Genomic DNA, 14404 nt, shown 5'->3' on the forward strand with positions numbered 1-14404 from the left:
ATGAAAAAAATAATTTTTACAGAAAAAGCTCCAGCTCCAATAGGGCCATACAACCAAGCTGTATCTTTCGGAAATATGCTTTTTACGTCTGGGCAGATTGCTATCAATCCTGAAACAGGCGACTTGGTACTCGACGACATCGAGACAGAAACCAAACAAGTAATGGAGAACATGAAAGCCGTTCTTGAAGAAGCTGGAATGACCTTTGAAAACGTAATAAAAACTTCTATTTTTATTATGGATATGAACAATTTTGCAAAAATAAATACTGTTTACGGAAGCTATTTTGATGAAAAGACAGCGCCTGCCAGAGAAACTGTGCAGGTAGCCGGATTACCAAAAGGCGTGAATGTCGAGATTTCGATGATAGCGATGAAATAAATAGCGCTGGTTTAAAATAACAAAAAGGCTCAATAATTATTGAGCCTTTTTTAATGTCGGTATAAAACCAAAATTTAGTTTATCCTGTGGTATTCTATCAGTCCGTCAATCGGTCTTCTTAAAACATTTCCTATTTTCAAGCCGTTCTTTTCCAAGACAAGCTTCAATTCATCTTTCAGATAGAAAGCGATGGAGCCTACAAAATGAATCGGAACTTCATGGCAATCTTCAAACTGCGTAATATAGTTGTCTACAAAAGTCTGCATGGCCTCAAAAACCAATTGCTGGATAAATTCCTCATCCTTGTGTTGGATCAGGAATTTCGCAAAGGTTGCCAGATAAGCGTTCGGATTGGCCTGCTTATAAAGATGGTTCTTGATTACGTCGGCATCCAAATCATATTCTTTTTCAAAAAGAGAAGCGAGTTTTTTGGGCATCTTGCCAAAATAATAAGCGCGAATCAAGTCTCTTCCAAAGCGGTTACCGCTGCAATCGTCCATGGCAATATAGCCAAGCGACTGTACTTTTTGGTGTAGTTCTTCTCCGTCAAAATAGCTGCAGTTCGAACCTGTACCTAAGATGGAGATGATTGATCTTTCGTTGGTCGGATTGGTCGCATATGCTGCCGCATACGTATCTTCTTTAACAGATACTTCTGCGTTTGGGAAAAACTCCCTGAAAGTCTCAGAAAGCGAATTTTTCATTCTGTCAGTTCCGCATCCTGCTCCATAGAAAAAAAGATGCGTGACTGCTTTTCTATTGTGATAGATATCGAAACGGTCTTCCAAACGCTCGATAACTTCTTTTTTGTCTAAAACTTCAGGATTCAATCCTAAAGATTGCGTGGTGAACAACTTGTTTCCATTATCATCTAATGCAATCCAATCTGCTTTTGTTGAGCCACTGTCTACTAATAATTTCATTTATGGTCGTTAGTTAATTTCGTATTATGGGCAGCAATAAGAACACCTTTCTTTCTTATTTCTGGTTCCGAATTTTAAACAAATCTTGCGCTATAAGCGGTTCGATTCTGAAACTAAAATACGGAAAAAATAGTTGGCATAAATCGGTGTTGATTTGTTGCCGAAAAAATAAAAAAGTCCCGCCAAATTAATGACGGGACAATTCAATTATTAATTACAGTTGCGCGATATGTACAGATAGGTCAATCAATTTGCTTGAGTATCCGTATTCGTTGTCGTACCAAGAAACAATTTTAAAGAAAGTTGAGTTTAGTCCGATTCCAGCCTTAGCATCAACGATAGAAGTGCGAGAATCAGAGATAAAATCTTGAGAAACCACATCATCTTCAGTATATCCGATAATGTTTTTATAGTCTGTTTCAGAAGCATTTTTCAATACTTTCATTATCTCTTCGTAAGTAGTTTCTTTTTGAAGTTTTACAGTCAAATCCACAACAGAAACGTCTGCGTTTGGAACACGCATCGACATACCTGTTAATTTTCCGTTCAATTCTGGGATTACTTTTCCTACTGCTTTTGCAGCACCTGTTGAAGCTGGAATAATATTTAAAAGGGCAGCTCTTCCGCCACGGAAATCTTTGCGAGAAGGTCCGTCAACTGTCAATTGCGTTGCAGTCGTAGCGTGGATAGTTGTCATCAAGCCTTCAACGATTCCGAAGTTGTCATTGATAACTTTTGCCAATGGTGCCAAACAGTTGGTCGTACAAGATGCATTTGATACAATCGTGTCAGATGCTGTTGCTTTGGTATGGTTCACGCCCATCACGAACATTGGAGCATCTGCCGAAGGAGCTGAAATTACTACTTTTTTAGCACCTCCTTTGATGTGGGCATTGGCTGTTTCAAGAGTCGTGAAGATTCCTGTACATTCTGCTACAACGTCCACTCCTACTTCGTCCCATTTTAAGGTCGATGGGTCTTTTTCTGCTGTAACACGGATTTGTCTGTCGTTTACGAAAAGCTTTCCGTCTTTTACTTCTACTTTTCCTGCAAAACGGCCGTGTACTGAATCATATTTTAAAAGGTAAGCCAAATGCTCAACATCTAATAAATCGTTGATGGCTACTACTTCTACATTATCTCTATTGAAGGTTTCTCTAAAAACGATTCTACCAATTCTACCGAAACCGTTTATTCCTAATTTTACTTTTGACATTTTTTTGCTTGCTTAGGGCTTCAAGCTTGCGCTTTTAGCCGATTATGTAATTTGTTTATTTTGCTTGTTTGAAAAGAAATACACTGCCAGATGTATTTCAAAGAAGGGAATATTATGTTGTCATGATGTCTGACACTCTCAATAATTCTCTGTCGATTTGCGAATGTCCTTTGATAGCTTGTTCCAAAGGAGTCAGCTCGATCTTGTCGTTTAGTAGCCCGACCATATAGTTGCTTTTTCCATCCAAGATAGATTCTACAGCTTTTACGCCCAGACGGCTTGCCAAGACACGGTCGAAACAAGAAGGAGCCCCGCCACGCTGCATGTGTCCTAATACAGAAACACGTACATCGTATTCTGGCATATTTTCTTCCACGTAGTCTTTTAGCTCGAAAACATTCTTGCCGATCTTATCGCCTTCTGCGATGACTACAATACTTGAAGATTTTCCTGATAATTTACTTTTGCGAAGTGATTCCAATAGCCTTTCTAATCCTAAATCCTCTTCAGGAATAAGGATTTCTTCTGCTCCTGCACCGATACCTGCATTCAAGGCAATATGCCCAGCATCACGCCCCATAACCTCTACAAAGAACAGTCGGTTGTGCGAACTCGCCGTATCTCTAATCTTATCGATTACTTCTACGACCGTATTCAAAGCCGTATCATAGCCTAATGTATGAGTAGTTCCGAATATATCGTTATCGATAGTTCCAGGAATTCCGATGACAGGGAAACCGTATTCTTTATTAAAAACAAGGCCACCAGTAAAACTTCCGTCACCGCCGATAACCACCAAGGCTTCCACTCCAGCATCAACTAAGTTGGCATGGGCTTTCTTTCTGCCCTCTTCGGTCATGAACTCTTTCGAGCGGGCTGACTTTAAGATCGTTCCTCCTTTGTTAATGATATTGTTTACGCTACGAGGTCCCATTTCCTTAAAATCGCCTTCAATCATTCCTTGGTATCCTCTGTAAATCCCGACGCATTCAATATTATGATAGGCGCAGGTTCTGACTACAGAACGGATTGCGGCATTCATTCCAGGGGAATCTCCTCCAGAAGTCAGCACGCCGATTTTTTTTATTGTTTTTGACATTTATTTGCTATTAATAATGTAAAATTAGCAAACATATATTACTTTAAAGGTAGGGTTTTTAATAATTTAGGAAACAATTAGAATTTCAATCGATTTCGTTGATAAGTTTTTATTTCCGTCTCTTAGAAGTTGATAATTTTTGTAAATTAAAGGGAAAATTGGAGCATGTTTATTCCGATTCTGGAACTTTTTGTTGTTCCGTTTTTGGGTTTTCGGTCTTTTTTCTTCTGTCCTGAGTCCATTGAATAAAGTCTGGCGATAGGTCAGAATCAGGAACATGATCGGCAGCATTTTCTTTTTCTTCTTTAGTCTTGATATTGAAAATCTTATACCACAGTTCTTTTAAGGTATCAAAATCGACTTCATAGGAAACCCCAAGCCCTTGCGTATAGCCGATGCCTTCTCCTATATAGTTAATGTCATTTTCACGATTGAATACCCTCAAGTTTAAAGTTCCGTCTTCGTTTACTCTATATTTTACTTCGACGTTACCTACGATAACCGACTGGTTTACGCCACCAACAGGAACACCGACTTTTCCATCTATGGAGATTCGTTCGTTGATTTGCGTAGAAATAGCAATGCCAAATTGGCTGCTGGTTTCGGCAGTCGGCGTCCTATCCGCCATTTGGTAATCTAAAGCCACGATAAACTTACCGTCTTCGTCTTGGAAAAGGTCATTGAACAATCCGCTCGCTCTTTCGAACAAGCTTCCATAAACTGCGCTTCCTGCATTTTCAGAACTTAAGAAATTACCCGTACCCAAAAGCGAAAGCGCTTGGTTGACACGCGTATCTTTATCGTCAAGCTTTACTTGCAATTCCGATTTCAATACCGAGCTTACCGTTGGGAAATTAATCGTAAAATCGGGCTCAGGATTCATCAAGTTACCTGTAAGTCCGATTACGACTTCCACTGGTACTTTTCTGTTGAACGAAGCATTATCTTGCAAAACGGCTGGGTTTGCCTGCGTCTTATAAATTGCGTCGATATTCAGACGGGCACGAAGCGGATCTCCGTCCCAAGAAATAGAACTTCCTTTCTTCACCAAGAATTTTTTATCAATGATACCACCGTATTTGAAGTTGTATTCTCCTTCCCTCACTTGATAATCGCCCCACATATTGAATTTTCCGAGCGTACTAATTTCCAGCCTCATGGTTCCATCACCTTTGCCTTTCAGCGCATGTCCAGTATTTCTGTCGATGATAATTTCTATTTCTGCTTCAGGCGTAATCTTTAAGTCAAACTGCAGCTCAAGACCCGAATTATTCACGACCTGCTCGACTATTCCATTTTCTTGATTGTATTTTTCTTTCGGACTCAAGAACTTTATGAAAGTATTATTGCCCACACCCGATGCGCTATTGATCGGGATTTTGATTGCAGTCCCTTGTTTGGATTCTGCATCAACCGTAATCAACAATCCGTTTGTAGGGCCTTTTATAGAAGCTGTTCCGGCAATAAAGGCCGTACCGAAATACATGGCATCGTCTGAATCTTTCGTATCCAAAGCCAATAACCTATCCGACTTTATGTTGAGATCTAGCACCCATTTTTTGAAATTTTGGTGTTTGATGCTTCCCGTCAGATAACCTTTTGTATTGTATTTGGTGTCGGTCATCCTGGCATCGTTAAAACGAAATTGGTTTTCCGTCAGGTCAACGATCGAACGTTCGTCAAACTCATAGTCGACGTTAAGGTATGGCACTTTCAGTCCGACTTCGTCTAAGAATAGCCTTCCATTAATCTGTGGATCTTTTAAGGTTCCTGCAAAATTGGCATTCCCTGAAGCAAATCCTCGAATCCTTGAAATAACATTTCCGCCTAGCGGACTCAATGCTCCAAGGTTAAATCTGTTGAACTTAAAATCAAGGTCAAAAAGCGTCTGCTTATTCAATATGCCGATATCCCCTGTAATAATAAAGTTTTCTACGTCGTTGTTTTGCAATACTGAGTTGACGCTAAAACGGTTCAGGTTTTCATTTCCTTGTATCTTTACAGACAGGTCACCCAAGGCGATCTCATTGACATGCAGGCTGTCGATAGTGATTGTTGATGTAGGCTGGTAGACTGTCTTATTTTGCCTAAAGTCGATTTCTCCATTCAGGTTTCCTTCTACCCGAAGGCTGTCCATCGAAGGCAATAACTTGCCTAAACTGACATCATTAAAGCTCAGCTTGATATCTTTATAGGTACTATCTCGCATAATACCTTCTAGTTCAATTCGCTGGTTGTTGTGCGTCATCAAGATGTTTTCGATAGAGAAATTTTTAAACTTCTTATCAAATACAATCTTGTTGTCGTTCGCATCATTTTCGTTCAAGAACCACATATAGTCCTTGATATTTACTTCCGACTTTTTGATACCGACAACGTTGTTATTCTTTTCATCAATCGTATGGTAGACGTTCAGATTAAAAAAGTCCTTGCTTTCTTTGCCTCCTTTAAACTCTGTTCTAAAAAAGAGCGTGTCTTCCAACTTTACGTTAATAGTACTGAAATTCGAAATCTTGTATCGTTTGGTCTTGATACTGTCCATTTCGATATACGCATTGTAAAGCGGATTCTGATTGTCAATTTCCAACGAAACTTTGTCAAAATAATTCCCATAGGCTTCAATCTCTGGCGAATCAAAATTCATCTTGAACTCATTAGAGTCGGAGGTCATTTTTCCAGAAACGACCGTATTGGTTCCTATCGAGACATCAGGAAGAAAAACCTCTACAAGTTTATTGTATATCGAAAGATTAAAATCTAAAAACTGCCCTGGCTTGACTTTATTGGGCTTATAGTTGGTATATAAACTACCGATTGCATTTTCTATAATTTTCGGGACCTGTCTGAATTCGTATTTTCCGACAATCTGCCCTTTGATAATATCAGGCGAGTTGATCGAAATAGTACGCACCCTATTTTCGTCAAAGCGTGATTGTATTGTAAAATCATCAAAGAAATAAATGTCTTTTTGGTTTTGGTAAGACGTCTGGGAAATAGCAATATCACCGTACATATTGTCGATGCTATTTCCTGTAACCTGCATCATGATATCTCCCTTGAAAAGCGAAATAGAGTCTCTTTTGACCAACTGCAGCTTGTTTAAATCGGCATAATCGATTAAAGCATGGAAATCATAACGATTTTCTCTTTTGCTCAAATCTACCAAGCCTTTGAAATCCATTTTAAGATTTTCATCATTTACGAGTACCGTTCCTTGAAATAAAGGATTTTTAAAAGTTCCATCGATTTCAATATTCTTGTAGTTGTATTTTTTGAAATTTAGGCTATAGACGGTACCGCTTACTTTTGTATCCAAGAATTTTCGCGTGAATCCTTTTCCTTCTACTTCTAAATCCAGCGTAACAGCGCCAAAATCTTTCTGTCTTAAAAATCTTCCGATATTAAATTTTTCGAAATTTATATTCCCTTTATACGAAGCATTGTCAATATTATCAATGTCAAAAAGCTGCAAGTCTGCCGCAAGCTCCCCAATGGCAGTTGTCAGATAGATATCCGCTTTTACGTCCGTTTTGGTAACTTCTGCATTTCCTGTAATATCAAAATCACCTAAATATTCCAACGAAGAAGGAAGTTTTTCACCAAGAATTCTTGGTAAAATGCCTTTCAGGTTAGCATAATCAGAGGACAGTCGCTTAAAATCTCCTCGGATAAGAAAAGCATTCTTGTCAGGATTAAAAAGATTCTTGAAGTTGATATCTCCTACAATTCGAGAATGATTGTCTACCACCAATTTCAGGTTACGGGTATAGAAATCATTCATGCTCCCGCTTAAGATCGTAGAAAAATTAAACTTTTTGTTTTTGCCGAACTCATTGTAGAAATGGTTCAAGTCATTTGTGGAAATCGAAGCCGAATCCACATCTACATCAAAATGCACTTTATTCACAAAGTCGGCAAGCCCGCCTTCTTTATAAGTCAGTACGACATTGCCTTTCAAGTTGGATTCCTTTGTAAAAAGGTTAAGTTCTTTCAACAAGATGCTTTCTTTCGAGTAGCTGAATTTTCCTGTCAGATCTTTGACAAACAGCCCTCTATGGTCTTGGAATGCTAGTTTTTTTATTTCTGTGGTAATGTCGCTTCCGTAAATCTTGAACTTGCGCACACTGGCGTCCATCTTCGTAAAATCGACGCTTGTTTTAGTGACAGCATTTTCATTCGTTACCTTAAAATGGCTCTTGGTCAGATAGATATTATCAGCATTCAGCTGGAAAGGTTTCGGAGATTTCTTTCCTGTTTCAAATAATTTTACAAAAACATTGATGTTGGATTCCTTTTCGCCTTTATAATTCTTAAGATTAAAGAAGAGCTTGTCTGCATAAATATCTCCAAAAATCAAATCCCCAGATTTTAGTTTCTTGAAGCTTAAGATATTGGTCTTTATGGAATTTGCATAAATCAGCGTATCTTTGTGATGGTCCCTAATGAGTACCGTTTTCAGCTTTACACCGCCGAAAATCGAAACAGCAACCTGATCAACGTTAATATCTGTTCCGTAATCTTCGTTTAAAGTTTCGGTAACGTAATGTGCAATTTTAGTCTGTACAAAAGGGAGCGAAAGCGCAATACCGAGTAGCAGCAAAAGTAGGATTATACCCAGTAAGGTACGAAATACTATTTTTTTAAATTTTTTGATACTCTTAATTGTTTTATTTTTGTCAAATATAATTCAAAATCCGTGCCCTTTTATGGGAAATAACTCTCTTTTTATATTGGCCATCGAAAGTTCTTGCGATGATACTGCAGCCGCCGTCCTGCAAGACAACAAAGTCTTGTCGAATGTTGTTGCAAATCAGAGCATTCACGGCGAATATGGCGGTGTCGTTCCCGAGCTTGCTTCGAGAGCCCATCAGCAAAATATCGTTCCTGTTATCGAGATGGCCATTCGTAAAGCAAATATCGATAAAAATCAATTAAATGCAATAGCTTTTACGCAAGGTCCTGGGCTCATGGGATCGTTGTTGGTAGGCAGTTCTTTTGCCAAATCATTGTCTTTGGCTTTAAAGATTCCATTGATTGCGGTCAACCATATGCATGCTCATATCTTGGCCCATTTTATTGAAGAAGAAGGCTATGACAAACCTGAGTTTCCTTTCTTGGCTTTGACCATCAGCGGCGGACATACACAGATCGTTAAAGTAAACAACTTTTTTGATATGGAAATTATCGGAGAAACTACTGATGATGCTGTTGGCGAAGCTTTTGACAAGAGTGCTAAAATATTGGGGCTTCCCTATCCTGGAGGGCCTTTGGTTGACAAATATGCGAAGCTAGGAAATCCGAAAGCTTTTCCGTTCACGAAACCAAAAGTACCTGGACTTGATTTCAGTTTCAGCGGACTGAAAACGGCTGTCTTATATTTCATTCAGAAAAATGTAAAGGAAAATCCGAATTTTATAGATGAAAATCTAAATGATATCTGCGCTTCTATACAATATACGATTATCCAGATTTTGATGGACAAATTGAAACTTGCAGTCGCACAAACCGGAATAAAACAGATCGCCATCGGTGGCGGCGTTTCGGCTAATTCTGGAATCCGACAAACGCTGAAAGAAGCAGAAAAAAAATACGGATGGAAAACATTTATTCCTAAATTCGAATATACAACCGATAACGCAGCCATGATTGGAATTGTCGGATATCAAAAATACCTTTCTTCAAAATTTGAAGACAACTCAGTGGTTTCTAAAGCACGAATTGATTTTTAAGTATGCAATTATTCTATAACCCCACGATTACCCAAAACGGCGAAATCTTTTCTTTTGATAAAGAAGAAAGTAAACATATAATTAAAGTATTACGTAAAAAAGAAGGTGATAATTTATACGTAACCAATGGTTTAGGATATTTATTCAAAACAGAAATTACACTGGCTTCTGATTCAAAATGTTTGGTAAAAATTGTTTGTTCAGAAAAAAGCGAACCTTCAAAATACTACCTGCATCTGGCCGTAGCGCCGACTAAAATGAACGATCGTTTCGAGTGGTTTTTAGAGAAAGCGACCGAAATCGGGATCAGCGAAATCACGCCAATTATCTGCGATCATTCCGAAAGAAAAGTCATCAAGACCGATCGTTTTGACAAAATTATATTGTCGGCGATGAAACAATCTTTGCATTATTACCTTCCAAAATTGAATGAACCTATTTTGTTTAAAGATTTTATAAAACAGCAAAAAAGTGAAGGCTTGAACTTGATTGCGCATTGTGAGGAAACCGACAAAAAATCATTGAAGAAAGTTGTAAAACCAAATAAAGATGTAACGATTTTGATTGGTCCAGAAGGTGATTTTTCTGAAAAGGAAATCAAGCTAGCGCTCGAAAACAAGTATATTCCCGTAACTTTAGGAAATACACGATTAAGAACTGAAACCGCAGCAGTTGTTGCCTGCCATAGCGTTGTTTTTATAAACGAATAATTTGGCCGAAGCCTAAACGTATGAAAAAAATATATTTCGCTTTCCTTTTGTGTCTCTCGCTTGGAGCTAATGCCCAAGAAATTGCCTTATTAAAATACAATGGCGGTGGTGACTGGTACGGAAATCCGACATCATTGCCCAATTTGATCAAGTTCTGCAACCAGAACATCAATACTCGAATTGCTTCAAAACCAGCTACTGTCGAGCCTGGAAGCCCTGACCTACTTTCCTATCCTTTTGTCCACATGACAGGACATGGAAACGTCGTTTTTAGCGATTCTGAAATGATAAACCTTAGAAACTATCTGACTTCGGGAGGTTTTCTACACATTGACGACAACTACGGAATGGACGAATACATCCGAAAAGAATTAAAAAAAGTTTTTCCAAACAATAATCTTGTTGAAATTCCTGCAAACCATCCTATATTCCAAAAACCGTATTCTTTTCCTTCTGGAATTCCAAAAATTCATGAGCACGACAATAAAAGACCGCAGGCTTTCGGAATCTTTATCGAAAACAGGCTAGCGCTTCTTTACACCTATGAAACCGATTTAGGCGATGGCTGGGAAGATGCCGAAGTCCATAACGACCCAAAAGAAGTCAGGGAAAAAGCTTTAAAAATGGGCGCCAATATCATCTATTATATTTTTAATAATTAGAACGATTCCCTCAAAACAATTATTATAAGCTTTTAAATTAGGACAACTCCGTTTTTTTTAACTACATTAGACTTACAAAAAAGAAAAATATGGTGACTTCAAAAACTATCGGAAACGGAATATTACGAGCCTTAGCCATTACTGCCGGGATTTTACTTTTATTATTTCTTTTGTATAAAATACAGTCCGTCATTCTTTTTCTATTCATATCGCTAATCGTCAGTATGATAGGAAATCCGATTGTGAAATTTTTAGAGAAAAGGCTGAAATTCAATCATATTGTAGCAGTTGTCGTGACGCTCCTATTCTTCATTTTGCTTTTGGCAGGTTTTATCATGATGTTCGTTCCGTTGATTATTTCACAAGGAGAAAATCTTTCGCTTTTGGATACCGCCAAATTGGAAGCCGATCTGACAAATTTGACTGAACAATTAAACAATTACTTTTCAAGCCATAATATCGATATTGAAAATATGGTCAAGGAGTCGAATTTAGCTTCGAAACTAAACTTAAATTTTATTCCGAACTTTCTTAACTCCCTGATTTCCATACTTGGAAATATTGGAGTTGCCATCGGTTCCATAATCTTTATTACTTTCTTCTTCTTAAAAGACCGAAAGTTATTTACGGTAAATGCCAAAAAGATTTTGCCGAACGAACATGAAGATAAGATTTTGAATTCTTTCAGAAAGATAAACCATCTGCTAAGCCGTTATTTTATTGGCTTAATCGGACAGGTAACCATTTTATTTATCTGTTATTTGATTGTCTTGCTCATATTCGGAGTAGAAAATGCTTTCATCATCGCTTTTATTACTGCTTTGCTGAATATCATTCCTTATATCGGACCGCTGATCGCAACGATATTGGTAGCCGTACTGACGATGCTCGGTCATATGGATCCGGAATCTCAAGGCGAAATGCTTTCGACCACATTATATGTCTTGATTGGGTATTCTGTAGCGCAGATAATTGATAACAACATCACCACGCCATTGATATTTTCAAACAGCGTCAATTCTCATCCTTTGGAAATCTTTATCGTAATTCTTGCCAGCGGCTTTATATTTGGCGTACTAGGAATGATTGTAGCTGTACCGCTCTATACGATTGCTAAAGTGGTTGCCAAAGAGTTTTTCCCTAATAATCCTGTTGTCAAAATATTAACCCGAGGCATTTAGTTTGATTCCAGAAATTTTAAAATCCGAAGTTCAAGATTTTATAGAAGCCAATATTCGAAAAGATATTTCAAAATTGGCTTTTCAAAAAAATCCATTTCCTTCTATTGACTATGCTTTACTGCTCAACCAAATTGCTGCAAAAAGCAAATCAGAGCATAAGCTTCCTACGTGGTTTAACTCCAAAGGAATTGTTTATCCTCCAAAAATATCAGTAGAACAGACTTCTTCTGAAGATACCGCATTTTATAAATCAAAAATTGTCTCAGGAGAAAGCCTTATCGATTTGACAGGTGGTTTTGGCGTTGATGCCTATTACTTCTCAAAAAAAATGAAATCGGTCGTGCATTGCGAAATGAATACTGACTTATCAGAAATCGCAAAGCATAACTTTAAAGTTCTTCAAGCTAGAAATATTGAGTGTTTTGCTGGTGACAGCTACGAAATCTTGCAAAAGCTGGACAGAAAATTTGATTGGATTTATATTGATCCATCCCGAAGAAGCGATGTAAAAGGCAAAGTGTTTCTTTTAAAAGACTGTCTGCCTAATGTTCCCGAACTGCAAGAATTTTATTTCAACTATGCTGAAAACTTATTGATAAAAACAGCACCCATCCTAGACCTCGCGGCCGGACTCTCAGAACTCTCCAATGTAAGAGCAATCCATATTGTTGCTGTCGAGAACGAAGTCAAGGAACTGCTTTGGGAAATTTCAAAAAACCACCAAGGAAAGGCAGCAGTCAAAACCGTGAATCTTACCAAAGAGAAAACAGAAAAACTGGATTTTACCTTTGACGAAAATGAACATGCACAATATGGCTTTCCTAAAAAATACCTTTACGAGCCGAACAGTGCTATCATGAAATCTGGATTTTTTGATGCCGTCGGCAATAAATTCAATTTAGACAAGCTTCATGCCCATTCGCATCTTTATACTTCGGATGAGTTAGTGGACTTTCCGGGAAGAATTTTTCAGATTGAAGAAAAGATAGGCTACACCAAGGGAGAAATGAAAAAATTTCTATCTAACAAAAAGGCCAATATAACAACCCGCAATTTTCCTGAAACTGTAGAGCATATCAGAAAAAAATGGAAAATAAATGATGGAGGAAACCTGTATTGTTTTTTTACTACAGATATGAATAATGACAAAATAGTATTACTTTGCACCAAAATAAAAACAGAATAATGAAACGATTGCTTTTAATTGCTTTTTTAATGCTCCAGATGGGTCTTTATGCCCAAAAACCATGTGAATACAGTTCTAATTTTACAGATTCTATTGGCAGCTATAAGGAAACAGTACAAAAGATAGTGCACGAAAAAAACTTTGCAGGAACTTCAAGTTATATTTTCTTTTCGTTGATTAATGCCAGCGATATTCCTTTGCTTAATTTTCAATCTATCCAAAAAAGCAAAGACTTTATCAAGGCCAATTGTTTTGATAAAAATTCAAAAATTTACCTTCAGTTGACCAATGGAAAGATTATTACGTTATTGATTTCCGACGAAGGTAATTGTGGTTCTATGGTTCGCGATGAAGCGCAAAGCGCAAATATCCGAATCTCATCAGGTTCTTTTCTTTTTATGAAAAATACGATGGAAGAATTGGAAAAATCTCCCGTTTCGTTGATTCGCGTAAAATATGCGACAGAAACTATCGATTATGTGATGAAGAAAGAATTGGTATCTGAATTAAACGGTGAGAAATCGTATCCAGAAAATTTCTTTATCGACAACCTCAAATGCTTAAATTAATTCTTGCAGTCCCAAACAAAATTTGATATCGGCAGCGTTGAAGCATTCGTCAAGTTATAATGCCACCATTCCGAAGCAAAAGACTTGAAACCGTTTCTTAACATAATGTCTTTCAGCAACTTTCTGTTTGCCAAAACTTCGGCTGAAAGATTTTTATAATCATGCGCCGCTTCTGGGCCAAAATGGTCGAATTTTGTTCCCATATCCAGCTCATTGCCGCTATAATCCGTTAAAGTAATATCTACAGCACCTCCTCTATTGTGAATGGAACCTTTTTCAGGATCTGCCACATAGGTAGCATTTGGAGTTATCGCCCACATCTTTTTTTGTACATCCAACGGACGATAACAGTCGTATATCTTGATCTTGTAGCCTAGCTTTACAAATGCCTGATTCGCTTTAACTAACGCCTTTACAGTCTTGAATCGAAGGTAGCATTCCGGACAGTCATACACTTTTGTTTTCAAAAAATTATCTTCGGTCGCATATTTCATGTCGTAAAAGAAATCCTTTCCATACTCTTTCAGGCTCACAAAAGAAGTATCGCTTATATTCATCTTGGCCGCTTCTAAAAGTGCCGCATTTTCTTCGATATATTTCCGATTGCTCGATAGCAGCGCATCGCTGTAGACAACTTCTTGCGGATTTTTACAAGACGAAATAAAAATTAGGCACGCTATTAGCAGTAGAGATCTCATAACTGTAGAAAAGTTTAATTGCAATACAAATCTATTCATTTGTATTAATT

General features: G+C 37.7%; 12 protein-coding genes. 7 read left to right on the top strand and 5 right to left on the bottom strand.

Going from position 1 to position 14404, the window contains the following annotated elements; translation table 11 throughout:
* On the top strand, positions 1-381 hold the full coding sequence (locus CLV94_RS14030) for a RidA family protein (protein ID WP_121377126.1): 381 nt from the start codon (positions 1-3) through the stop codon (positions 379-381).
* A 74-nt stretch (positions 382-455) separates the two neighbouring features.
* Here CLV94_RS14030 and CLV94_RS14035 read toward each other — a convergent pair whose 3' ends face one another.
* The 4 genes from CLV94_RS14035 to CLV94_RS14050 form a co-directional block, all read right to left on the bottom strand.
* Positions 456-1304, bottom strand: coding sequence for an N-acetylglucosamine kinase (locus CLV94_RS14035; protein ID WP_121377127.1), 849 nt, complete (start codon positions 1302-1304; stop codon positions 456-458).
* Positions 1305-1518: 214 nt separating this feature from the next.
* A complete protein-coding gene (gap, locus tag CLV94_RS14040) occupies positions 1519-2520 on the bottom strand; it encodes a type I glyceraldehyde-3-phosphate dehydrogenase (RefSeq protein WP_121377128.1) in 1002 nt (333 codons plus the stop codon).
* A gap of 112 nt (positions 2521-2632) precedes the next feature.
* Entirely contained in the window at positions 2633-3619 is a 987-nt protein-coding gene (gene pfkA / locus CLV94_RS14045) for a 6-phosphofructokinase (RefSeq protein ID WP_121377129.1), read from the bottom strand.
* A 169-nt stretch (positions 3620-3788) separates the two neighbouring features.
* Positions 3789-8219, bottom strand: coding sequence for a translocation/assembly module TamB domain-containing protein (locus CLV94_RS14050; protein ID WP_121377130.1), 4431 nt, complete (start codon positions 8217-8219; stop codon positions 3789-3791).
* Between the two features lie 106 nt (positions 8220-8325).
* Here CLV94_RS14050 and tsaD point away from each other — a divergent pair, with 106 nt between their 5' ends.
* The 6 genes from tsaD (at position 8326) to CLV94_RS14080 (ending at position 13656) form a co-directional block, all read left to right on the top strand.
* The gene (tsaD, locus tag CLV94_RS14055; protein ID WP_121377131.1) at positions 8326-9348 is read left to right on the top strand and encodes a tRNA (adenosine(37)-N6)-threonylcarbamoyltransferase complex transferase subunit TsaD; all 1023 of its coding nucleotides are present in this window, start codon (positions 8326-8328) and stop codon (positions 9346-9348) included.
* Positions 9349-9350: 2 nt separating this feature from the next.
* Entirely contained in the window at positions 9351-10058 is a 708-nt protein-coding gene (locus tag CLV94_RS14060; protein ID WP_121377132.1) for a 16S rRNA (uracil(1498)-N(3))-methyltransferase, read from the top strand.
* Between the two features lie 20 nt (positions 10059-10078).
* Positions 10079-10720, top strand: a complete 642-nt coding sequence (locus tag CLV94_RS14065) for a DUF4159 domain-containing protein (RefSeq protein WP_121377133.1) — start codon at positions 10079-10081, stop codon at positions 10718-10720.
* Positions 10721-10809: 89 nt separating this feature from the next.
* Positions 10810-11901: an AI-2E family transporter gene (locus CLV94_RS14070; protein ID WP_121377134.1), complete on the top strand. Its 1092-nt coding sequence runs from the start codon at positions 10810-10812 to the stop codon at positions 11899-11901.
* Between the two features lies 1 nt (position 11902).
* Positions 11903-13087: a class I SAM-dependent methyltransferase gene (locus CLV94_RS14075; protein WP_121377135.1), complete on the top strand. Its 1185-nt coding sequence runs from the start codon at positions 11903-11905 to the stop codon at positions 13085-13087.
* Complete coding sequence (locus tag CLV94_RS14080) at positions 13087-13656, top strand: hypothetical protein (protein WP_121377136.1); 570 nt, start codon at positions 13087-13089, stop codon at positions 13654-13656. Before CLV94_RS14075 ends, CLV94_RS14080 begins: the two co-directional genes overlap by 1 nt.
* On the opposite strand, the gene ddpX is transcribed toward CLV94_RS14080, so the two are convergent.
* A complete protein-coding gene (gene ddpX / locus CLV94_RS14085) occupies positions 13653-14354 on the bottom strand; it encodes a D-alanyl-D-alanine dipeptidase (protein ID WP_121377238.1) in 702 nt (233 codons plus the stop codon). The two genes, CLV94_RS14080 and ddpX, sit on opposite strands and share 4 nt — an antisense overlap.
* Positions 14355-14404 lie beyond the last annotated feature (50 nt).

Origin of the sequence: Flavobacterium endophyticum (assembly GCF_003634455.1) — a bacterium.
GTDB lineage: Bacteria > Bacteroidota > Bacteroidia > Flavobacteriales > Flavobacteriaceae > Flavobacterium > Flavobacterium endophyticum.